Genomic DNA, 24,076 nt, shown 5'->3' with positions numbered 1-24,076 from the left:
CTTTTTCTTTTTCTTGCAAAAAATTCAATTGTTTCTTAATGTAGTGATGTAGAAGGATGAACGAGAGAGGGTTTAATGAAGATGATACATATTTTATTAGCTGATGACGATAAACATATTAGAGAGTTGTTGCATTATCATTTACAAAAAGAGGGATTTCAAGTTTTTGAGGCGGAAGATGGAAAGGTAGCGCAAGACGTATTAGAGAAGGAAAATATTCATCTTGCGATCGTAGACATTATGATGCCATTTGTTGATGGCTATACGTTATGTGAAGAAATACGGAAGTATCATGATATTCCTGTTATTTTATTAACTGCGAAAGACCAGTTAGTGGATAAAGAAAAAGGCTTCATTTCTGGTACAGACGATTATATTGTGAAACCATTTGAACCAGCTGAAGTGATTTTTCGTATGAAAGCTTTATTACGTCGTTATCAAATGCTGAGTGCAGATATTATTACGTTGCACGGAACGACAATTGATCGAAAAGGTGTGGAAGTAAAGTGTAACGGTCAAACAATTTTGCTTCCTTTAAAGGAATTTGAGCTATTATCACAACTTGCTAGTTATCCTGGAAGAACATTTTCAAGAGAAGAATTAATTGAATTAGTATGGGGAATGGATTTTGAGGGAGATGAACGAACAGTTGATGTTCATGTGAAGCGACTACGAGATCGTTTCTCAAGACGAACGGATGATTTTCAAATTACGACAGTGCGCGGCCTTGGGTATAAGTTGGAGTTGAAATAAGATGAAATCACTATATTCTAGATTTGTATTTATGACGGTCGGCATTATGCTACTTAGTAGTATTATCGGCTTTTTATTAACGAACGTATATTATCAAGTGAAGTTAAAACCGTATAACAGTGAAAAGATTTTAAAGTATGCTGAAGAAGTTAAATCGTTATATGAAAAGCAAAGTGAAGAAAATCAAGAGGCGTACTTACATTCTATCGCAAAGTTAGGGTATGAAATTTATATTGTCGATGATCAAAAGAATGGAAAGCGTATTGGCAATGCGTTTCGTAAGACGTCTATTAGCGATGCTACTGTTCATAAAGTATTGCAAGGAGAAACGTTTAATGGTGTTTCCACCTATCCAACTCGTCTCTTTATTACAGGGTTTTTCGATAATGAATTAATTAATAGCGTCGGTGTACCAGTGCAACACGGTGATAAACAGTACGCTTTATTTATTCGTCCTGACATTCAGAACCAATTTGGCGAAATGCGAATTTTCTTAGCGGTATTACTTGGGTTTATCGTACTATTAAGTATTATTTTTATAGCGATTGCAGCAGGTTATATCGTTCGCCCAATCCGTAAATTTACGAAGGCTACGCAAAAAATTGCGAGTGGGGAATATAAAATTGAATTAGACGTAAAACGAAAAGATGAAATAGGAACGTTATCTACGAGCTTCCAAAAGATGACGAAAAGTATTAAAGAACTAGATGAAATGAGACAAGAATTCGTTTCGAACGTTTCACATGAATTTCAGTCGCCGCTTTCTTCTATACAAGGTTTTTCGAAGACGTTGCAAACAGAAAAGATGAGCGTGGAAGAAAGAAACCATTACTTACAAATTATTGAGGGTGAAAGTAAGCGAATGTCTAGTTTATGTAAACAGTTACTCACGCTTGCATCACTAGATAAAGAAGAGAAAGTTCTACAAATAAAAGAATTCAATTTGCAGAAGCAAATTAAAGACGTCATTTTTATGCTTGAGTGGAAATGGCGTGAGAAAGATATCGCTGTTGAGTTTGATGTGCCGGACATTACAATTAAAGGTGATGAAAACTTGCTTCATCAAGTGTGGAGTAATATTTTTACGAATAGTATTAAGTTTTCAAACGATGCTGGAACGATTGAGTTTTTCGTGGAAGAGTTAGAGTCTAGTGTCATTATCTCTATATCCGATAACGGAATCGGAATGGAAAAAGAAGAGATGGAACGTATTTTTGATCGTTTTTACAAAGTAGATACAGCAAGGGCAAGAAACGTAGAAGGTAGCGGTTTAGGATTATCAATCGTGCAGAAGATTGTTGAACTGCATAAAGGGACCGTTTCGGTATATAGCACGAAAGGGGAAGGGACGACTGTTCGGGTGGAGCTTCCTAAATAGATAGAAGAGGCTGTTTGGGAACAGCCTCTTCTTTTTTTGTCGCTAGTATACGTGTAAAATGAAAAAATATGAGTCATTTTAATTGCATAATCGGATGAGTTTATGGAGTGGGATTAGGAGGAAGTTTATTTAAAAATGTAGAATCTCTACAGAGTTAGAGGGAGTGTATTAAAACTTGAACTGTGTAGGGAGGAAATTACTTTGAAACGAATTGACTTGTTATTAAACGTACTAGATTCAACATTCGATAAAGAGAGTTGGTATGCACCGTTTAAACATGCTATAGAAGGACTTACAGCCGAACAGGCTATGTGGAAACCAGCTGGAGAGACAACAAATACCATTTGGGAGAATGTTAATCATCTCACTTATTACAAAGAAAGACTTGCTGCAAACTTGGAAGGACGTGAATGGACACATAATCTTGACGGTAATGACACCTTTTATCTTACTAAGCAATCTAATAATGATACGGAATGGAAGGAAGTCGTTGAACGCTCTGAAAATGCTCAGCGTAATTTAAGACAGGTGTTAAGTGCAATTTCTGAAAGAGAGCTTGAACAAAATTCACTTGAAGGTAAATTACTGGACATCATGCTTCATGATGCTTATCATACAGGCCAAATTATTCAATTAAGGAAAATGCAGGGGGCATGGCCATCAAAGCGTTAACGGAACCTTTTAGTTGGTGCTATTGTTGAATAAATTTTAGATATTCAAACGACTTTATTGTTATATTTTTAGTGAAGTATTTTACATCCAAAATGAAATAATTATATTTTTAACCCCGTCCCTAATTTAGAACGGGGTTATGTTTGGTTTGCTATAAAGCCGCACCTTCCCCGTGTTCTTCCTTAAATCGAAGCTCAAAAGTATCCGCTGTAATTTCATCAGCTTTTGGAAAAGCCCGTAATTTCGGATGAAGTAGCCATACGAGGGAAATGAATAAAATCCCAATGCTAGCAAGCGCGAAAATGAGTTGGCTACTATATACATTCGCAGTGTATCCGCCAATTAAAGAGCCGAGTGGCATAGCAATTGTGCCCATGCTTCGTGTGACTGAATTGATACGCCCAAGATATTGGTTTGGAATTACAATTTGACCAATAGTCGCAAATAATATGTTGGTCGCACCAATTGGTATCCAAGCTAAGCCGAATAAAAAAATGGATAGCCATTGAAATGGTACAACCGTTGAGAGAAACCAAAAGAAAGCGCCAGTCGCAAAGCTAATAATGGAGACACGGCCAACATTATGTTTACCAACCCATGAACTGAATAGTGCTCCAATTAAACAACCGGCGGATATAGCGGCTAAAAAGAAACCATATAATTTTACACCACCTAAAGAATCAGCGAAAGAAGGGAGTATTGCCATCGTCATACCGATTGAAAAATTAGCGACAACGGAACCGATTAAGAAGACGCCCATTAAGGAACGAAATACGATTGAAAACCCTTCTTTTAAATCAGTAAAATATTGTTTAGTTGAAAGTGTTGTGTCTGCTTCAGTTTGTTTTGGCATTTTTAATGAAAAGAACAAAAGGGCAGTAATCGCGAATGTAAAGGAGTCGATTACATATAAAGTAATGGTGCCAAATAGTGCTACTAATATTCCAGAAAGAGTCGTACAAATTAAATCAATGCCTTGATATGCAAATGAGAAGAGTGAATTTCCTTTTAATAATTGTGTTTTATGCAGTAGAAGTGGTAAAGCTTTTGATTGTGCGGGATAGGCGAATTGTTCAATAAAGGCTACGATTGGCATGATGATGAGTAGTAGGTGGACTGTTAGTAGGTCGAAGTAGTGTGTAATAGGAATGATTAAAATAAGAATGCATTGCAAAACTTGTGTGATGACGAGGGTGTTTTTTATTGACCATCTATCAACGAATGGACCAGTAAGAAATTGTAATGCAGAAGGTAATAACGTAAGGGAACCAGCCAATCCAGAATAAAAAGGATTACCACTTAATTTGTATACGAGCCACATTGCGGCTACATAATACAAACTATCTCCTATGTTGGTGAAAATTCTTCCTAAAAATAATAAGAGGAAATTCCGGTTTTTTAATATGTCCACTTTATCTACTCCTTTATAATAAATTTATTCGGTAAAATAAATTTGACCGTTTATGTAAAAAAAATCGTATTACGATTTTTCTTCTTTTTTAATAAATTGCTGCATTGTTCTCTCAGCGATTTGAAGTGCAGTAGTAGAAATATAATAAGGTTTACTATTCGGATCTTTATCTGCACCTTTTGTAATTTCGTTTAATTCAGCCATCAATTGATGAAACTTTTTCACCCACACTTGAAATTGTTCTGGCGTAGCATCAAATTCCCAGCAGGATGAAACGTAATTCCACTTAGCTGGATCTTCACTTGCATTTCGTAATGTAAAAGCTTCTTCTGGTGCAGCGAGAATTTGGCTTTTCGTTCTTTCTATCATTTGTAAAAAGATTTGGCGACCTGATTCGCTTAATATTTCTAAATGAGGTAATAGATCTGTAGCAGGGGTGAAGCCTTTAGCGACAGATTGATAAAACTTTTGAACAATCCCATTCTTTTCTTCTGTATAAACGATCTCTATAAGACCATTCTTTTCTAATTCTTTTAAATGATAATGAATTTTCGCCCTTGAAATGCCGAATTTCTCAGATAGTAATTGTCCAGTATAAGGACGTTCGCATAGACGTATCATCATTTCGGCACGTAATGGATCGCTTAATGCTTTTAGTTGGCTATAAGTAGTTAGTGTTAATACGGGCTTCAACATGATCAACTCCTTGAATTAAATTACTCGGTCAATATTATTTGACTGAATTGTATCAAGGATTCTATTTATTTTCAATACTTTCAGAAAATTTATTTTTTTACTCTGTAATCTTCTGTTCATATTCCGTTCATATTTCTTTTTTATGATTAGTGCATAGAAAGAAAGAGGAAGGAGCGAGCGAAATGTTTTTAGCTCTGCGCGAATTGAAACAATCAAAATTAAGATACGGATTAATCGGACTCATTATGGTGTTACTATCATTTTTAGTCCTTGTTATTTCAGGATTAGCAAATGGATTATCATATGATAATGCTTCATCGATTCAAAATATGGAGGCAAATAAGTTCGTTTTAGCAGATGATGCGGAAAATAAATTACTTCGTTCACAAATTAAGAAAGACGATGTAGATAATGTAGTAAGTCAAGTAGGCGAGAAAGAGGCAGTTCCGTTTCGTGTGAAAGTTTCAACATATGAAAAGAAAGATAGTTCGAAAAAGGTTGATATCGCTATTTTCTCAAGTGAACGCGATACATTTTTAGAACCGAACATTGTAAAAGGTGAGAAGTTAGGTACAGCAAACAACGAAATGGTTGCTGATGAATCAATTAAAGAAAAAGGAATCGATATTGGGGATACAATTATCGATCCTGTTTCAAAGAAAGAATTTAAAATCGTCGGATTTACGAAAGATCAAATGTTTAGCCATACACCAGTCGTTTATGTAAATGAAGACGTATGGGGCGCTATTTCACAACCAAACCAAAAAGATTATAGTGCAATCGCACTTAACACAGATAAAGAAATTAAAAATGCTCACGTTATCGATAAAAAAGAAGTACTGCAAAGTATTCCAGGATTTAAAGAAGAGCAAGGAACGTTAACGATGATTATTGCGTTCTTACTTGTAATCGCTGCATTACTAATTGGTGTATTCTTCTACGTCATTACACTGCAAAAAACACAGCAACTAGGTGTATTAAAAGCAATTGGTACGAAGAACTCGTATTTAGCAAATAGCTTAGTCGTACAGGCGTTATTCTTATCAGTCGTTGCGATGGTAATTAGTATCGTTCTTGTACAAGGGTTAGAACAAATTTTACCAGCGGGTATGCCGTTCTTATTAACAACACCGATGATTGCACAATACGCAGCAATCTTTATCGTAATTAGTATTTTAGGAACACTTATTTCGTTATACCAAGTATTAAAAGTTGATGCATTAGAAGCAATTGGAGGCGGGATGTAATGACTTCATTATTAAAATTAGACAAAGTAAGTAAAGTGTATGGAGAAGGAAATACGGAAGTAACAGCCCTTCATCCGATGTCGCTTGATGTGAAAGCTGGAGAATTTATCGGAATCGTTGGCCCTTCTGGATCAGGGAAAAGTACGTTATTATCGATCGCGGGTGCTTTATTATCACCGTCAAAAGGAGATATTTACATTCGTGAGCAAAATATTACGAAGCTATCAGAAAAGGAAATGACAGACATTCGTTTGAAAAAAATTGGATTCATTTTCCAGTTTGCAAACCTTGTTCCATATTTAAATGTGAAAGAACAGTTACTTTACATTGCAAAGCTAAAAAAAGAAAGTAAACAAGAATCCGAAAAGCGTGCAGATCATTTATTAGCGGCATTTGGATTAGGAGAAAGAAAGAATCATTATCCAAATCAACTATCTGGCGGGGAAAAACAAAGGGTAGCAATTGCTCGTGCGTTCATGAACAACCCAGATTTAATATTAGCGGATGAGCCAACGGCAAGCTTAGACTCAAAACGCGCACGTGAAGTTGTTGAAATGATGAAACGTGAAGTGAAAGAGAGCCAAAAAGCAGCAATTATGATTACACATGATGAAAGAATGCTTGATGTATGTGATCGTATATTGACGCTTCGAGATGGACAGTTAATATAAAAAAAGGAAAACCGTACCTGTATGTGCGGTTTTCCTTTTTTTAATGGATTTATTTAGAGAATAACGTTTTAATTTTATTACGAGTAAGTAATAAAATCCCGCCTAATACAGATAGCATTCCTAGAGCCATATTGTTTGATTGCTCGCTACCAGCGTTAGGAAGTTCTTTAGCGTTATTGCTTTTAGTACCATTATCTGTTTGCGTTTGTTTAGACTGTGATACTTCATTAATCTTGTTATCAACATTTTGCTTCGTTGTATGTAACTCAGCTAATTTGTCGTCAATTTTTTTCTCAGTATGCTTAAAGTCGTTGATTTTAATATCTAAGTCTTGTTTTTTCTTTGTTAAATCGTCTGAAACAGTTTGTTTCGATTGTTTAATTTCGTTAATTTTATTTAGTAAATCTTCTCTAGCCTTTTGTAATTCAGCTAGTTTGTTTTTTACATCTTGTTTAGCTAGTTCTAAGTTAGCGGAAAGACTGTCTAAATTGCCTTTAATTTTCTTAAGTTCCTCTAACGTGTTACCAGTATTCGGCTTGTTTTCTTTTAGTTCAGCGAGTTTGTCTTCAGCAGTTTGTTTCGCTTTCTTTAACTCAGCTAATTTTTCATCTACTTGTTTTTTAACTTCCTTAAGTTCATTAACCTTTTGATCAATGTTCTCTTTATGTTGCTTCATTTCATTCACTTTTTCATCGACAGTTTGTTTATGTTCTTTAATCTCATTAACTTTGTTATCGATATTTTGCTTATGCTCTTTTACTTCAGCAACTTTATCTTCTACTTGTTTTTTATGCTCTTTAATTTCAGCAATTTTATCTTCGGCGATTTGTTTGTCTTGCTGAAGTTTTGCATCTAGTTCTTGTTTATGCTGTTTAACTTCGTTAATCTTTTCATCAGCAACTTGTTTACGTTCATGTAGTTCATTCACCTTAGTATCAACATTTTCCTTAACTTTGTTAAGTTCATTTAATGTTTGATCCACGTTTTCTTTGTGTTGCTGTAATTTCGCATCTAACTCTTGTTTATGTTGCTTAATTTCAGCTAATCGATCTCCCGTACTTTGCTGAGGAGTAGCATCATTTACTTCTGCATGAGCAGAGTTTGCGCCAGCAATCATTGCTAAAGCTAGTGTAGACGCAGCGATTGTTTGTTTTGTTTTCATATTTTTGTACCTCTTTTCTTTCATATGCATGAGCTGTTTTGTGTAAAAATGAGCATATAGAAGTAGATTCTTCCATCATTATATACCATCTGCGCCGTCTAGAGGAAGTATTTGCATAATAATCTATGATTATGTAATTTTTATAGTCTCTTATTTTGGAGTAGGGGAGAACTCTTTAGCAAGATGGACAATTTTTAATATAGTAGAGTTTACATCCTTACTGTTACGAATAACAAACAAATAATCAGCTCCATTTTCTATAGGATCTACTACGTCTTCATGTAGTGATTTAACTTGTTGGCGGTGGAGGACTTCTTTGAAACTGGAATAGTTTCCCCTAAAAATATTTGTACTTCGTTTACTAAGGCCTACTCTTTCATAAAGTACATCATCTGGAATGGCAAAATGAACGAGTATGCGTATATATTCATTTTGTGGAAATACTTCGTTTAGTAAATAGAATCTTCCGTTTTTACTGCGATTGGAGTTACAAATAATAAGGTGTAAATTTGTATGTTCTTTCGCATAATCAACAATGAATTTTGAAAGACCGTGCTTTAGTATATTTGAACCTTCTGTCGGCTGTAATTTTTCATAATGTGTGTTAATAAATTCAGCTTGGTTGTCCTGGTCCATAATAAAAGAATTAGGTAACTCTTTTTCTAGCTCTTTTGCAAATGTAGTTTTTCCACTGTGTGTTTTCCCTACTGTAATGATGACTAATCTTTTCATGACGCCCTCCATTTGTGTTGTTATAAACTGGAATATTCGGTGTAGATCGAAGTCTTCCTGCTAGAGATTACACAAATTGTTGGAGCGTTAGTAGGTTGAAAACTTGACAAAAAAACTTATTTATGATATAATTTACCAATATAAAAATAAGGTGTATAATAGGGTTCTCCTGGCCAGGGGAACCCTATTTTTGTTGTGAAAATGAAGGAGAGTGTATGTGCGTGAAACAAGGTGAAGCAAGTGTAACGTCGTTAGTATCAGCTTTCGGAAGGGCGTATCATAGTGAATTTGATAATCCTAAAATCTTTGATGATTATGTAGCTAAAGATTTCATTTCACAAAAAGAACGTAACAATATTGAAACGAACATGGTTCAAGGGATTCACTTTTTCAATAAAGACATTGCAGAGCAGTTTCAAGACAATCCAAAAGAAATATTAAAATGGATTACGCAAGTTCAGTTATCACCAACACCTTTAGCACGTGCTGCATATTGTGAAAGAGTATTACTACATGAAATTACATTAGGAGCGAAACAATACGTCATACTCGGTGCAGGCTTAGATACGTTCAGTTTTAGACACCGAGAATTAGAAAATAAAATAGAAACATTTGAAGTGGATCATCCTTCTACGCAGGCGTTTAAGAAGGAAAGAATAAAAGAAGTAGAACTTGAAGTTCCAAATAACCTTCATTTTGTTTCAATGGATTTTACGAAAGGATTTTCCTATGAACAGTTACGCAATGAAGGATTTGAAAATAAAAAGACTTTCTTTAGTCTTTTAGGTGTTTCGTATTATTTAACAAAAGAAGAGTTTTCTAGTTTAATAGAATGTTTATTCGCTATGGTTCCAGAAGGGAGTTCTATCGTTTTCGATTATCCCGATGAAAACTTATTTACGAAAAAAGGACTGTCCAATCGAGTTGAAAATATGGTGAAAATGGCTGCGGTAGGCGGAGAACCGATGAAATCATGTTATTCTTATGCTGAAATGGAAGCACTGTTAGAGAAGGCGGGCTTACTCATTTATGAGCATTTATCACCAGAGGATATTGATGTATTATATTTTGAAGGACGAAACGATTATTTAGAAGCTTTTGAGACAGTACATTATGTACATGCGGTAAAAAGGTAGGAAATTAGTAGGCATGGGGAGGAATCTCTGTGTCTTTCTTTATAAAAAAGGAAATGAGCTGTAGTGGTGGAAAATATAATTATAAATATATAATATCTATAAATTAATGTTTTGTAGAAACTAAAGGAAAGGGGAAATAGAAGATGTTGAAATTACAAGGGAAATACAATGAAGCAAAAGTGTTTACTACGAATGTAGAAAAAACTGCAGCAGGTCAAATTATTGATCTTTGTAACCAACAATTCGTAAAGGATAGCAAGATCCGTATTATGCCAGATACACATGCGGGCGCAGGTTGTACGATTGGGACAACAATGACAATTCAAGATAAGATTGTTCCTAATTTAGTCGGGGTTAACTAATCGGCTCAGACTTTAAACTACTCACTCAATTGACTGGGAACCCTAACGATAAAAGGCGAGGGCAATCAGCAGCCAGTGGTTATGGTGACATAATCGAATGGTTCAGAGACTTGTACCATGTTAGCAGACTAAGGTACAGAATTATTCCTCATCCATTTTGAATTGAAGAGGAATAATTAATACGGTGAGCCTACAGTAGAGACTGCATATCTCGATGACTGTAGAGAAGGTATAGTCCACTCTTTCAGGAAACTGAGAGGTAAGTACGATATTGGTTGTGGCATGGAAGTTGTTATGATTAATAAGAAAAAAGAGGAAATCAACTTCGATCACTTAGACGAAACGATACGTAAATTTGTCCCAAGTGGTTTTCGTATTCGAGATAAGGAACATAGATTTTCAAAAATGATTGATTTTGATAGTGTAAGAGCCCCGTTTACATTGCAACGTGCTCAAAAAAGTATTGGTACACTTGGCGGGGGCAATCATTTTGTCGAACTGAATGAGGATGATAAAGGGAATGTATACATTGTCATTCATAGTGGTTCGCGTAATTTAGGGAAACAGGTAGCAGAGTATTATCAAAACTTTGCTTACGAGCAACTTATAAACGTTAAATCTATTAAAGAAGAAATCATTGAACGTTTAACGAAAGAAGGTAGACAACAAGAAATACATGAAGCTTTACGTGAAATTAAGAAACCGGTGATTCGCAAAGAATTAGCTTATTTAGAAGGACAAGGATTTAAAGATTACATGAATGATATGAAAATTGCTCAAAAATATGCGGAGTTAAATCGTAAAGCAATGATTGATGAAATCGTCACTAAAATGGATTGGAATGTAACCGATCAATTCACTACAATTCATAACTACATCGATATGGAAAATATGATTCTACGAAAAGGTGCTATTTCAGCTCAGAAAGATGAACGAGTAATCATTCCAATTAATATGAGAGACGGTTCTATCATTGCATTTGGTAAAGGAAATCCAGATTGGAACTTTTCTGGCCCTCATGGAGCAGGACGTATTATGAGCCGTAAGAAGGCGAAAGAAGTACTTAACTTAGAGGATTTTCAAAATACAATGACAGAGGTTTGGACTACATCTGTTGCAGAAAGTACTTTAGATGAAGCACCAATGGTATATAAGCCAATGGATGAAATTATTAAGAATACAAAAGAAACAATTGATATTAAACATATTATTAAGCCGATTTATAATTTTAAAGCGAACTAGAAGGGGAGTAACGTTTATTAAATGAAGAGAACTTGAAAAGAGAGCGTATTTTGTGGCGGTTATATAACAAAGATTAAAAAGACAACATATCAAACGAAGAGATTCATCATATTCATTTACATTTATGTAATGTTAAAGACTAGAAAGCTAGATTGGCGCGAATTACTAATTGTGGAGTGTGAAAAAAAGACAAAATCTCTTAAAAAACACTTAATTTTTTATTCCATCTATCTTTACAATCCCTCCTTATAATGTGAATTGGACAAGCACCTAAGAGAAAGCAGAACATGTCAGTTTGTACATTCTATTATTAGGGGGAGAATTTGTATGAAAAAGACAGTTGCTTCGTTAGCAGTTATGGCGGCATTATTACCGACGTTTTCAGTGCATGCGGAAGGGAAAGAGCAAGCGCGAAAATCAGCTACAACTTTTAATGTTATTAGTGATATTCAAGGTGATTTAGGGGATTTTGATCATGTGCTAAAAGATATGAACAAAGTGACGCCACTTTCTAGAGCGCTTATTATGAATGGGGATATAACGCCGACTGGACAACAGTCACAATATGAGGATGTAAAGCGTGTGTTAAATAAAAATAAGCATCCAGAAAATGTATGGTCTACTGTTGGGAATCATGAGTTTTATGCTGGTAAATGGACAGCGGATGGGAAACTCTCTCAAAGTACATGGCCAAATGGTGTAACGGAAGAAACACTATTTGGTCGCTACTTACAATTTAGTGGACAAGAAAAGGTATATCATAAAAAAGAATTAGATGGCTATCCACTTTTATTTTTAGGAACTGAAAAATATATGAAATACCACGATTCAAAAATGTGGGACGAAGTATATATGAGTGATGAGCAATTAGGTTGGTTAAAACAAAATTTAGAAGAGTATAGTCAAAAAGATAAAAATAAGCCAATCTTTATTTTCTCTCATCACGTTTTACCTGATACAGTATCTGGATCAAGACAATCACCATATTTACAAGATTATTTAAACGTGGATAAATTGTACGATATATTAAAAGACTATCCGCAGGTTGTTTTCTTCACGAGTCATACACATTGGGATTTAAACTTACCTGACTGGGCTGGTAAAAAGAAAATTACAGGCGGAGATGAAAAAGGTTTCACTGTTGTAAATACGGGCGGGATTGAAACAGGCTGGATGTCAGCAGGGCCAAATGGAGGAGAGAAAACTGCTCCAGATGGCTATTCATTTAAACAAGGGTTACAAGTGAAAGCATATGGTAACGATGTAATTGTGACAGCTTACGATTACAAACGTGATAAGGATATAAAGAAGTTATTAATTAGTGATTCAAAAATTGCGCAGATGGCACCAAATGTAACGGCAGATGATCGTAAAAATATAATTGTCGGTGCAAATGAATATATGGAGTATTCTATAGAAGGAACGAATGAGTGGCATACGTATAGTCAAGCAAATCCTCCGAAATTTGATGGAGATAAAACTGTATACGTACGTCATAAAGGTGAAATGAATTTAGAGCCGGGATTAACGCAGTTACTTCGTTTTTCGGTAAATAAGTGATTGGAGGGAGTCTGCATTTGAATGTGTGGGCTCTTTTTTTGTTGATGAGAAAGGGGTTGCCTGTCTGTCGTTTTTTGTCGATAGATCGATATATTAAGAAAATCGTTGATATACTGCAAGTTACGATCGATATATTTGAAAAATCGTTGATATATTGTAAGTAATGAACGATATATTAAAAAAATCGTTGATGTAAATTTCATGTACCGTAATTAAGTTAAAATCATTAATACGGTTTTACTTATCAAAATGAAATTCTAATACATTTTTAACCCAGAAAGGTGACTTCACCATTTTTACATGTAATAATAGTAACGTTACATATATTGTGAAAGAAGTACAAAAGGAGCGTTACAATGAATTTAGCTAAATTCCCGAGAAAAAAATATACAGAATCATATACACCAATTGAAAAGTTAAACAATTTTTCAGAAGCACTTGGTGGCCCGACTATTTATTTTAAACGAGATGATTTACTTGGTTTAACAGCCGGTGGTAATAAGACGAGAAAGTTAGAATTTTTAGTTGCGGATGCACAGGAAAAGGGTGCAGATACGTTAATTACAGCTGGTGGTATTCAGTCAAATCATTGCCGCCTGACACTTGCTGCTGCGGTAAAAGAAAAAATGAAATGTATTCTTGTATTAGAGGAAGGGCTTGAGCCAGAAGAGAAGAGAGACTTTAACGGAAACTATTTCTTATATCACTTATTAGGTGCTGAAAACGTCATTGTTGTACCGAACGGAGCAGACCTGATGGAAGAGATGAATAAAGTAGCGAAAGAAGTAAGTGAAAAAGGTAGTACACCATATGTAATTCCAGTTGGTGGATCAAACCCTACGGGCGCAATGGGATACGTTGCTTGTGCGCAAGAAATTATGGCGCAATCATTTGAGCAAGGAATTGATTTCAGTTCAGTTGTTTGTGTAAGTGGTAGCGGCGGTATGCATGCTGGTTTAATTACTGGTTTTTCTGGAACACAAAGCCATATTCCTGTAATCGGGATTAATGTAAGTAGAGGAAAAGCTGAGCAAGAAGAGAAAGTAGCAAAACTTGTAGATGAAACTTCAGCACACGTTGGTATTCCAAACTTTATCCCGCGCGACGCTGTTATGTGCTTTGATGAATATGTAGGGCCAGGCTATGCGTTACCAACGCCGGAAATGGTAGAGGCAGTTCAGTTACTTGCGAAAACAGAAGGTATTTTACTTGATCCAGTGTATACAGGTAAGGCAGTAGCGGGATTAATCGACTTAATTAGAAAAGGTAATTTTAATAAGGAAGACAATATTTTATTCGTACATTCAGGTGGTTCACCAGCTTTATATGCGAATACGTCTCTATTTGCGTAAGTGTAAAAAGCATTGGGTATCCAATGCTTTTTTGTTATATACTGGAATTATCGAGAGGTAGGAGGATGATATGAATTCAAATTTAAAATGGATTATATATACGGTACTCGGCATTTCTATTCTATTAATCTTATTTGTGGCTTATGGGGTGTATTCTTATTTTACATTTTAAAAGCGTAATGGAAGTGAACTATTATATACACTAAAGGCGGAGAGCGCTATGCAAATGAGAAATTTGTATTTAGTCTTCAGCGTGATTTGTTTATTTGTAGTAACCAGCTGTTCAAATAATATAGGAAATCATAATCAAACAATCGAAGTGCAAAAATATGCTGGTGATAATCATTATGAGGATTTGAAGGTAATTACAGACAAGAATAAAGTATTGCAAGTAAAGAAAATATTAAATGATACTAACTTTGAAAATAAAAAGGTGGAAATGTCTCGTTCAGCTGATTATCAGTTTGTTTTTCAGTTTAAAAATCCGAAAATAGAAGTGAAAGCTGTTTTATATCAAATGTGGATTAGTCCTAATAAGGATAAAGTAGAAATAATGGCGGGGGATAATCAGTACGCTCAATTAGCAGAGAAAGACGCAGCTGCTTTTATGAAGATTGTTACTGGTGAGAAGTTAGCTGAATAAAAGTATATGGTAGATTTTGCTCTCTAATTCCCCGCTTATTTTTCGCTTTGAGGGATAATTAGTGAGAAATATCGAATGAGAAGTAATCGTGAAATAGTAAAGAATATATTCACTGCTAAAAGAAGAGTTGTTTAAAAAACTCTCCGCATCGTTATGTAATGTTAATAAGAAGAAGTAGAAGGTAGAAGTAAATCTAAATAAAACCCAAAAGGGATAAATAGGAAAATGTAGAATCTTTATATATAATATGTTCTGAATTTTTAGATATAAGGTAGAGTGGAGGAAGAAAGATGATTCAATTTCCTATGGAAGATGCTGAACAATTTTTTAGATCCTATAGTATTGGTAGGTTTACAGTTAGTGAAGATGAAGGAAAATTAATTTTTAGTACAAACTTAAATGGTCATTCTAATTTATGGGCGATGGATTTACCCAATTTATCCCCTTATCCCTTAACATATTGTAATCAATCAAGCAATTTTATTAAAATGGATTCTTTAAATCGATTTATTTTAGCTGGATTTGATAAAGATGGGGATGAAAATTATCATATTTATGCATTAAAACCAGAGGGTGGTGGATTGCTTGAATTGATTCCAGCAGGAGAGACAGAAAAGGATTACTTTGTGCATTTAACAGAGGATGGGGAACGATTATACTATGTCACAAGTAAAGATAACCCAATGTTCTTAAACTCTCGTTGTTATAATATACGCACAAAAGAAGATACGCTGTTGTTAACTGGTGTGGAGACACCTACATATGTAGAGGCAGTAAGTCCGAATGAATCAAGTTACATTGTTTTAAAGTCATATGGTAATACACATAATGTAGGATATGTAAAAAAAGGAGAAGAACTTATTTGTTTAGTACCTTCCAGTGAGAAAGAACATACTGTAGGCTCCATTTCTTATATTGATGAAAATACAGTGATTTTCGTTACAAATTATGAAGAAGAGTTTTCCTATGTAGCTTCTTTTGATTTAAATAAACAGGAATTCAAACCAATCTGTAAAATAGAGAAGGAAGATATATCCGATATAAAATGGCATGCTGAAACAAAAAATGGCTACATTGTTTCGTCGATAGGTGTTACAGATAGATTATATAAATTTGTATGGGATAAAAAAGAGTTAATTCTATTGAATTCTCCGGTAGATACGATAAGTCAAATTGAAATTACAAAATCGGAAAATTTATATTTGCTAGGTGAAAGTGCGACGAAAACAGCAAACATCTATTACAAGAAGAATAGAGATACAGAATGGGAAGCATTAACAAAAAACTATGTTATTGGTCTATCTGAATCTTCTTTTGTTGAACCGGATGTTATAACATATACCTCTTTTGATGGGTTAAACATAGAAGCATTATTATTCCGGGCGAAAGGAGAAGTACAAAACGGATATACAATATTTTGGCCTCATGGTGGTCCACAAAGTGCTGAGACGAAAGATTTCAGAGCATTATTTCAATATTTATTAAGGCAGGGATATAATATTTTTGCGCCAAACTTTAGAGGTAGTACAAGATATGGTTCAACGTTTACAAAAATGATTGAAGGTGATTGGGGAGAAGCACCGCGTTTAGATTGTGTAGCAGGGATCGAATGGTTATTTGAACAGGGGATATCAACTCCTGATAAATTATTTGTTATGGGCGGTAGTTATGGAGGATATATGACCTTATTGCTTCACGGGCGTCATTCAGAGTATTTCCGTGCAGCCATTGACATTTTTGGACCTAGCAATTTATTTAGTTTTATCGAATCTATGCCTGAAAATTGGAAACCGCTCGCAGTTAATTTAATAGGTGATATTAATAATGATAAAGATAAGCTTATACAAGATTCACCAATTACTTACTTAAATCAAATGAATAAACCACTCCTTATCATCCAAGGGGCAAATGATCCACGAGTTGTAAAGGAAGAATCGGATCAAATTTTTCACGCGTTGCAAGAACAAGGAGTAGATGTAGAATACCTAGTATTAGACGATGAAGGGCATGGATTTTCAAAAAAAGAAAATGAAATATATGTATATCGTCGCATAACAGAATTTTTAGCAAAGCATAAGTAAAAGAAATGGCATTTTACGGGGTATAATCATATCGCTATCAGGCTAAAAATGCAGAGAAATGACAATGAAATTATTGAATAAATAAGAATGAAACAACTTAATCGTTACGTAACAAAAACGCTATTCTTTCCCTAGAATCATAGGAAAGGATAGCGTTTTTGTTGTGAACTTATTGATTTTGTATGAACTGGAATTGTTGTCTAAAGAGTTGCAAAAGATTTTTTTATAAATTGAAAGACAAGGAGACGAACTTGGATGGAGTATTGGAAGCACGCAATAAATATATTGAGGAGTACATGTTTGAAAACATTAAATCAATGGAAAATGAAATATTTTGTTGGAATGTCTGAGCTGCGGACCAATTCTATCACTTTAATTAACTAAAAGAAGAACTTCCCCATCCCGATTAGACTACTGATCATTCCTATTCCACTCATGGTGCCTTTTCCTGCTGTAAGTAAGTTTCCAAGCATTCCTGGCTGACCGTTACCTCCGTTATTTCCCCATCCCATTGGGGCCCACGGACTACCCCATCCTGGAGGGTTTCCAAAAACACCCGAGTTATTGGTATTGAAATGAAAAGGCTTAGTTGGCGGCGATAGTAAAGCGGCAAGATGCCCTTGTGCGAACATCCCTGTATGATTGAATGGTTGGGCCCAGGGGAAGGAAGGTTTTTGAAAATTAAAACCTGCATGACCTGGTAGTGGAGTCCAATTATCGGGATGTCCTTGGGGCATCATCCCTGCATAATTGATTGGCTGCCCCCAAGAGAAGGGAGGGGGTTGGGGACTGAACCCCGTATAATTGGCTGGTGAATCCCAACTAACTGGATAGACTCGGTAACTCCAATTCTCAGGAAGCTTCAAATCATTCATTACCTCAGATTTAGTTATTTCGGGCTGTGAATATAATGAAATTTGGTTAGTATATTGTTCCCCGTTTCCCTTTGAATTCAAATACCAATATTGGTCCATACGCTTATTCTCCTCACTTTAAAAATGTAATGTTAGACTTAGCCTATGTAATATTCCTTTTTATGGATGGTTACATAACTAGATCTACAAGCCTGTATTTAAAGGAATGGTTGCGTGGTCTTTTTGATTTTTCTCGCTGCCCGTAAAGTACCCATTGATTTAAAGTTTCACTTTATTTTAGAAGGGGATTTTCAGTTGCTTATTTTGTGTATTTCAGCCTAATTTAAATTCCGTTAACAAACGTTTTTATAAAGGTTTCATCAACAAAAAGATTTTAAAATGGTATGTTGAGCAAGTGGAATTGCTAAAAAGAGAATATCCATTCGAAGAGTTTGGCAAAATACTGCAAGGGTAATGTTTTCTTGTGCAAATATGTAAACGATTTAAACGAATCAATGAAATTTATAATGAAGGGGCAATTAAATATATGAGTGAAACATTACATAAAAGAAAACCACCATATTTAATGCTTGTAATTCTTTTTATTGGGGCATTTGTTTCATTTCTAAATAACTCGCTTTTAAATGTAGCCTTGCCATCAATAATGAAAGATTTAGACATTCAAGATTATTCAACGATCCAGTGGCTTTCTACAGGGTATATGCTTGTAAGTGGTATATTAATTCCGGCATCAGCATTTTTAATAACGCGTTTCTCGAATAGAAGCCTATTTATTACCTCTATGGTGATTTTTATTCTTGGTACTGCCTTAGCGGCTGTAGCGCCGAATTTTGGTTTATTACTTACTGGTCGGATGGTTCAAGCGGCAGGCTCTTCAGTTATGGGGCCTTTGTTAATGAATATTATGCTAGTAAGCTTTCCGAGAGAAAAAAGGGGAACAGCAATGGGGATTTTTGGACTAGTTATGATTACAGCTCCAGCAATTGGACCGACACTATCAGGTTATATTGTAGAGTATTATGACTGGCGTTTGCTTTTTGAAATGATTTTACCGTTAGCAATCATTAGCTTACTGTTAGGGATTTGGAAATCTGAGAATGTCATGAAACAAAACAAAAATGCAAAACTTGATTATCTCTCATTACTATTATCTTCTGTCGGTTTTGGCGGTTTGTTATATGGATTCAGTTCTGCAAGCTCCGATGGTTGGACAAATAAAGTTGTCTTAACAACCTTAATCATAGGTGCTATTGCCCTAATTGCTTTCATTATTCGTCAATTAAAAATGGATGAGCCGTTATTGGATTTACGTGTTTACAAGTACCCAATGTTTGCACTTGCGTCTGTAATTGCAATTGTTAACGCGGTGGCCATGTTTTCGGGTATGATTTTAACACCAGCTTATGTACAAAACGTCCGTGGTATTTCGCCGCTGAGCTCTGGGCTGATGATGCTTCCAGGTGCGGTTATAATGGGGATTATGTCACCAATTACAGGTAAACTATTTGATAAATATGGTCCTCGGATTCTTGGCATAGTGGGGCTTTCCATTACAGCTGTTTCAACTTATATGCTAGCAAACCTGCAACTCGACTCTAGTCACACACATATTATTCTTATTTACACACTGCGGATGTTTGGGATGGCGATGGTGATGATGCCACTTATGACAAATGGTCTTAATCAATTACCAACTCGTTTAAATCCGCACGGTACAGCTGTTAATAATACAGCTCAACAAGTGTCCGGTTCGATTGGTACTGCTATCCTTGTTACGATTATGAACTCTGTAACAAAAACAAAAGCTGAAAGTTTAATGTCTGATATAGATCCAACAACCTTTACAGAAACTACGAAGGCAATAGTAACTCAGAAGGCTTTATTATCTGGAATTCAATATTCATTTTATGTAGCGCTTGGCATGAATGTTGTTGCACTACTATTAGTTTTTTTCGTTAAACGTGTAGATACAAGTGCGGAGGCTGTCGAGAAGTTAAATCGGTAGAGAAGAATAAAACGCTAGATAAAGATTCCTACAAGTTTTTTTGCTGCTAAGGCGCCGGTATTTAAAGCTAGAAAAAACTAAAAGAAGCAGGGAAATAATTATATAGTAAAAGAGGACCTGATGTTCATATCAGGTCCTCTTTCATTAATAACAAGGTATACTTGCTTATCGTATTGGTTTAACTAAACTACTGATTTTTCGAATACTACAATCTTAAGCTCGTCAACTTCTCTATTTTTGGGTGTTTTAGAAGAAAATGAATCAAAATAATCTTTTTTATAAACAAATACAAGAGATGAGATCCGTTTGCAATTTCTCATAAACATTACAAGTTTAGATTATCTTTTAACACCAACATTAAAAGGCTCCAATTATATTTATTCGCTTCATTTTAATTTAGTATTTTTCTACAAGTTATAAATCTAATTGCCAAGCTTATACTCAATATCATAATCATGAATAGTTAGGGAAAAGATAAAATAAGGTAATCAATTACATATCTTTATCCCAGGCGATTAGTTGCTATTTCTTCTTTATTAAATGGGATATGTTATCCCGCATTAACGGGCAGTAAGACCCCCACCTCAAAATTTAGCGGAAGCAAAGAAGTTAGGTGGGGGACCAACTGCCCGTAAAAGCCCGATTGGTTCAACTAATAATCAGTGGGGGATGAACAAAACCCCCACTGATTAAAGTTTCACTTTATTTCATGCTTTTTTGAAAGGGTGTTTTAAATGGAAAAAAAAGTATCTGCCATTCCTCAGCCGAAAACATATGGACCGCTGGGTAATCTCCCATTAATCGATAAAGATAAACCGACGCTATCCTTTATCAAGATAGCGGAAGAGTATGGTCCCATTTTTCAAATTCAAACTTTAAGTGATACCATCATTGTCGTTTCTGGACATGAATTGGTAGCAGAAGTTTGTGATGAAACACGGTTCGATAAAAGTATAGAGGGTGCTTTAGCAAAAGTTCGTGCCTTTGCTGGGGACGGATTATTTACTAGCGAGACTCACGAGCCTAACTGGAAAAAAGCTCATAATATTTTGATGCCTACATTTAGCCAACGGGCAATGAAAGATTACCATGCCATGATGGTCGATCTTGCTGTACAACTCGTTCAAAAATGGGCACGGCTTAATCCGAATGAAAACGTAGATGTTCCGGAGGATATGACTCGTCTTACGTTAGATACAATTGGTCTATGTGGTTTTAATTACCGATTTAATAGCTTTTATCGTGAGACCCCTCATCCTTTTATCACTAGCATGAGCCGTGCTCTAGATGAGGCGATGCACCAATTGCAGCGGCTAGATATAGAAGACAAACTCATGTGGAGAACGAAACGTCAATTTCAACATGATATCCAATCTATGTTTTCTTTAGTAGATAATATTATTGCTGAACGTAAAAGTAGTGGAAATCAGGAAGAAAATGATTTACTTTCCCGTATGTTAAATGTACAGGATCCGGAAACTGGTGAAAAATTAGATGATGAAAACATTCGTTTCCAAATTATCACTTTTTTAATAGCTGGACATGAGACAACAAGTGGATTGTTATCTTTTGCAATTTACTTTTTATTAAAGAATCCGGATAAGTTGAAAAAAGCCTATGAAGAAGTAGACCGTGTTTTGACGGATCCTACTCCAACATACCAACAAGTTATGAAACTGAAGTATATACGGATGATTTTAAATGAATCGCTACGTCTATGGCCTACCGCTCCAGCATTCAGTCTCTATGCAAAAGAAGATACAGTGATTGGCGGGAAATACCCAATTAAGAAAGGAGAAGATCGTATTTCTGTTCTTATTCCACAGCTACATAGGGATAAAGATGCATGGGGAGACAATGTAGAAGAATTCCAACCTGAACGATTTGAAGAGCTGGATAAGGTTCCTCATCATGCTTATAAGCCATTTGGAAATGGCCAGAGAGCATGTATCGGTATGCAATTTGCACTTCATGAAGCGACTCTTGTAATGGGAATGCTTCTTCAACATTTTGAATTAATCGATTATCAAAACTATCAGCTGGACGTAAAACAAACATTAACGCTAAAGCCCGGTGATTTTAAGATTAGGATTCTACCCCGAAAACAAACTATTAGTCATCCTACTGTTCTTGCACCTACAGAGGACAAGCTGAAAAACGATGAAATTAAGCAGCACGTCCAGAAGACACCTTCTATTATTGGGGCCGATAATCTTTCACTTCTTGTTCTGTATGGCTCGGATACAGGTGTAGCAGAAGGTATTGCAAGAGAATTAGCAGATACAGCTAGTTTAGAAGGAGTTCAAACGGAAGTGGTAGCTCTTAACGATCGAATTGGAAATTTGCCAAAAGAAGGAGCGGTACTTATTGTGACTTCTTCTTATAATGGAAAACCGCCAAGTAATGCAGGGCAGTTTGTGCAATGGTTGGAGGAACTAAAACCAGATGAGCTAAAAGGGGTTCAATACGCAGTTTTTGGTTGTGGAGATCATAATTGGGCTAGTACCTACCAACGGATTCCAAGATACATTGATGAGCAGATGGCTCAAAAAGGAGCAACAAGATTTTCTAAACGCGGAGAAGCAGATGCAAGTGGTGATTTCGAGGAACAGCTTGAGCAATGGAAACAAAACATGTGGTCTGATGCGATGAAGGCATTTGGATTGGAGCTCAACAAAAATATGGAAAAAGAGCGCAGTACTTTGAGTCTGCAATTTGTTAGTCGTCTTGGAGGATCTCCTCTTGCACGAACATATGAAGCAGTTTATGCATCTATACTAGAAAATCGTGAACTCCAATCACCCAGCAGTGATAGAAGTACACGACATATCGAGGTATCTTTGCCAGAAGGCGCTACATATAAAGAAGGAGACCACCTTGGAGTGTTGCCAGTTAATAGCGAGAAAAATATCAACCGAATTTTAAAACGTTTTGGATTAAATGGGAAGGATCAAGTTATACTGAGTGCAAGTGGACGAAGTATAAATCACATACCTTTAGACAGTCCTGTTAGTTTATTGGACCTTCTTAGTTATAGTGTTGAAGTTCAAGAAGCTGCCACTCGAGCACAAATACGAGAAATGGTAACATTCACAGCATGTCCTCCTCATAAAAAAGAATTGGAAGCATTATTAGAAGAAGGAGTTTACCATGAACAAATACTAAAGAAACGGATTTCAATGTTGGACCTTCTTGAAAAGTATGAGGCTTGTGAAATCCGATTTGAACGCTTTTTAGAACTTCTTCCTGCGCTCAAACCGCGTTACTATTCTATTTCAAGCTCTCCACTCGTTGCACACAATCGTCTGAGCATTACGGTCGGTGTTGTTAATGCGCCTGCATGGAGTGGAGAAGGGACATATGAAGGCGTCGCTTCTAATTACTTAGCTCAGCGTCATAGTAAAGATGAGATTATCTGTTTCATTCGAACGCCACAATCAAACTTTGAATTGCCTAAAGATCCAGAAACACCAATTATTATGGTTGGGCCAGGTACTGGAATTGCACCATTCCGTGGATTCTTGCAAGCGCGTCGTGTTCAAAAGCAAAAAGGTATTAACTTAGGACAAGCGCATCTATATTTTGGTTGTCGTCATCCTGAAAAAGATTATCTCTATCGTACAGAACTAGAAAATGATGAAAGAGATGGATTAATCTCTTTACACACAGCTTTTTCTCGTCTAGAGGGACATCCAAAAACATATGTACAGCATTTAATAAAACAAGATAGAATCAATTTAATTTCGTTATTAGATAATGGAGCTCATCTTTATATATGTGGTGATGGAAGTAAAATGGCTCCGGATGTAGAAGATACCCTTTGTCAAGCGTATCAAGAAATTCATGAAGTCAGTGAACAAGAAGCAAGAAATTGGTTGGAGCGTGTGCAAGATGAAGGGCGATATGGAAAAGATGTTTGGGCTGGTATATGAATGTTTCTTAATTAGTTACGTATTAACTAATGAATTTTTTTCGAATAAATTTCACTTTATTAGTATAGTGTATTTAGATGAATAGTGATTAACCGGACTATTTAGTATCTACTAAATAAAAAACAGGACCTGATATTCATCTATCAGGTCCTGTTTCACATAGACA

At 35.5% G+C, this 24,076-nt stretch carries 19 protein-coding genes; 14 read left to right on the top strand and 5 right to left on the bottom strand.

The window, feature by feature from the left end; translation table 11 throughout:
- The first annotated feature begins 75 nt into the window (after nucleotides 1–75).
- The 3 genes from BUA87_RS07855 (at nucleotide 76) to BUA87_RS07845 (ending at nucleotide 2,803) form a co-directional block, all read left to right on the top strand.
- Nucleotides 76–753, top strand: coding sequence for a response regulator transcription factor (locus tag BUA87_RS07855; protein ID WP_016512569.1), 678 nt, complete (start codon nucleotides 76–78; stop codon nucleotides 751–753).
- A gap of 1 nt (nucleotide 754) precedes the next feature.
- Entirely contained in the window at nucleotides 755–2,131 is a 1,377-nt protein-coding gene (locus BUA87_RS07850) for a sensor histidine kinase (RefSeq protein WP_072939041.1), read from the top strand.
- Nucleotides 2,132–2,332: 201 nt separating this feature from the next.
- Nucleotides 2,333–2,803: a DinB family protein gene (locus tag BUA87_RS07845; RefSeq protein WP_000821001.1), complete on the top strand. Its 471-nt coding sequence runs from the start codon at nucleotides 2,333–2,335 to the stop codon at nucleotides 2,801–2,803.
- Between the two features lie 151 nt (nucleotides 2,804–2,954).
- Here the strand turns inward: BUA87_RS07845 and BUA87_RS07840 are convergent, their stop codons facing one another.
- On the bottom strand, nucleotides 2,955–4,214 hold the full coding sequence (locus tag BUA87_RS07840; protein ID WP_072939037.1) for an MFS transporter: 1,260 nt from the start codon (nucleotides 4,212–4,214) through the stop codon (nucleotides 2,955–2,957).
- 69 nt (nucleotides 4,215–4,283) lie between these two features.
- Nucleotides 4,284–4,907 carry an ArsR/SmtB family transcription factor gene (locus BUA87_RS07835; RefSeq protein WP_072939518.1) on the bottom strand — a complete coding sequence of 208 codons (624 nt, stop codon included), beginning with the start codon at nucleotides 4,905–4,907 and terminating at the stop codon, nucleotides 4,284–4,286.
- Between the two features lie 185 nt (nucleotides 4,908–5,092).
- Here BUA87_RS07835 and BUA87_RS07830 point away from each other — a divergent pair, with 185 nt between their 5' ends.
- Nucleotides 5,093–6,157: an ABC transporter permease gene (locus BUA87_RS07830; protein ID WP_072939034.1), complete on the top strand. Its 1,065-nt coding sequence runs from the start codon at nucleotides 5,093–5,095 to the stop codon at nucleotides 6,155–6,157.
- Entirely contained in the window at nucleotides 6,157–6,828 is a 672-nt protein-coding gene (locus tag BUA87_RS07825; protein WP_000202606.1) for an ABC transporter ATP-binding protein, read from the top strand. Before BUA87_RS07830 ends, BUA87_RS07825 begins: the two co-directional genes overlap by 1 nt.
- 49 nt (nucleotides 6,829–6,877) lie before the next feature.
- Here the strand turns inward: BUA87_RS07825 and BUA87_RS07820 are convergent, their stop codons facing one another.
- Both BUA87_RS07820 and BUA87_RS07815 read right to left on the bottom strand, forming a co-directional pair.
- Nucleotides 6,878–7,990, bottom strand: coding sequence for an LPXTG cell wall anchor domain-containing protein (locus BUA87_RS07820; protein WP_072939030.1), 1,113 nt, complete (start codon nucleotides 7,988–7,990; stop codon nucleotides 6,878–6,880).
- A 150-nt stretch (nucleotides 7,991–8,140) separates the two neighbouring features.
- Nucleotides 8,141–8,722 carry an AAA family ATPase gene (locus BUA87_RS07815; RefSeq protein WP_072939027.1) on the bottom strand — a complete coding sequence of 194 codons (582 nt, stop codon included), beginning with the start codon at nucleotides 8,720–8,722 and terminating at the stop codon, nucleotides 8,141–8,143.
- 215 nt (nucleotides 8,723–8,937) lie between these two features.
- On the opposite strand from BUA87_RS07815, the gene BUA87_RS07810 reads away from it, so the two are divergent.
- From BUA87_RS07810 to BUA87_RS07775, 7 genes are all read left to right on the top strand, one after another.
- Nucleotides 8,938–9,858, top strand: a complete 921-nt coding sequence (locus BUA87_RS07810; RefSeq protein WP_072939024.1) for a class I SAM-dependent methyltransferase — start codon at nucleotides 8,938–8,940, stop codon at nucleotides 9,856–9,858.
- Between the two features lie 143 nt (nucleotides 9,859–10,001).
- Nucleotides 10,002–10,220, top strand: a complete 219-nt coding sequence (locus BUA87_RS07805) for an RtcB family protein (protein ID WP_000916241.1) — start codon at nucleotides 10,002–10,004, stop codon at nucleotides 10,218–10,220.
- 282 nt (nucleotides 10,221–10,502) lie between these two features.
- Nucleotides 10,503–11,462: an RtcB family protein gene (locus BUA87_RS07800; RefSeq protein WP_000454386.1), complete on the top strand. Its 960-nt coding sequence runs from the start codon at nucleotides 10,503–10,505 to the stop codon at nucleotides 11,460–11,462.
- Between the two features lie 327 nt (nucleotides 11,463–11,789).
- Complete coding sequence (locus BUA87_RS07795) at nucleotides 11,790–13,022, top strand: DUF4073 domain-containing protein (protein ID WP_072939020.1); 1,233 nt, start codon at nucleotides 11,790–11,792, stop codon at nucleotides 13,020–13,022.
- Between the two features lie 356 nt (nucleotides 13,023–13,378).
- The gene (locus BUA87_RS07785; protein WP_072939015.1) at nucleotides 13,379–14,374 is read left to right on the top strand and encodes a D-cysteate sulfo-lyase; all 996 of its coding nucleotides are present in this window, start codon (nucleotides 13,379–13,381) and stop codon (nucleotides 14,372–14,374) included.
- A 220-nt stretch (nucleotides 14,375–14,594) separates the two neighbouring features.
- The gene (locus BUA87_RS07780) at nucleotides 14,595–15,017 is read left to right on the top strand and encodes a YhfM domain-containing protein (protein WP_072939012.1); all 423 of its coding nucleotides are present in this window, start codon (nucleotides 14,595–14,597) and stop codon (nucleotides 15,015–15,017) included.
- Between the two features lie 290 nt (nucleotides 15,018–15,307).
- Nucleotides 15,308–17,098 (top strand): S9 family peptidase, encoded by a 1,791-nt coding sequence (locus BUA87_RS07775; RefSeq protein ID WP_072939008.1) that lies wholly within the window; start codon nucleotides 15,308–15,310, stop codon nucleotides 17,096–17,098.
- A gap of 380 nt (nucleotides 17,099–17,478) precedes the next feature.
- Here BUA87_RS07775 and BUA87_RS07770 read toward each other — a convergent pair whose 3' ends face one another.
- The gene (locus BUA87_RS07770) at nucleotides 17,479–18,072 is read right to left on the bottom strand and encodes a hypothetical protein (protein WP_072939005.1); all 594 of its coding nucleotides are present in this window, start codon (nucleotides 18,070–18,072) and stop codon (nucleotides 17,479–17,481) included.
- Between the two features lie 427 nt (nucleotides 18,073–18,499).
- Between BUA87_RS07770 and BUA87_RS07765 the strand changes: the two genes are divergently transcribed.
- Together BUA87_RS07765 and cypD are read left to right on the top strand one after the other, a co-directional pair.
- Complete coding sequence (locus BUA87_RS07765) at nucleotides 18,500–19,978, top strand: DHA2 family efflux MFS transporter permease subunit (protein WP_016098696.1); 1,479 nt, start codon at nucleotides 18,500–18,502, stop codon at nucleotides 19,976–19,978.
- A gap of 734 nt (nucleotides 19,979–20,712) precedes the next feature.
- Nucleotides 20,713–23,910 (top strand): bifunctional P-450/NADPH--P450 reductase, encoded by a 3,198-nt coding sequence (gene cypD, locus BUA87_RS07760; RefSeq protein WP_072939002.1) that lies wholly within the window; start codon nucleotides 20,713–20,715, stop codon nucleotides 23,908–23,910.
- The last annotated feature ends 166 nt before the right edge of the window (nucleotides 23,911–24,076 follow it).

This window comes from Bacillus sp. bc15 (genome assembly GCF_900142585.1).
In the GTDB taxonomy this organism is placed as follows: Bacteria; Bacillota; Bacilli; order Bacillales; family Bacillaceae_G; genus Bacillus_A; species Bacillus_A cereus.
This window is presented reverse-complemented; position numbering and strand designations above follow the sequence as displayed.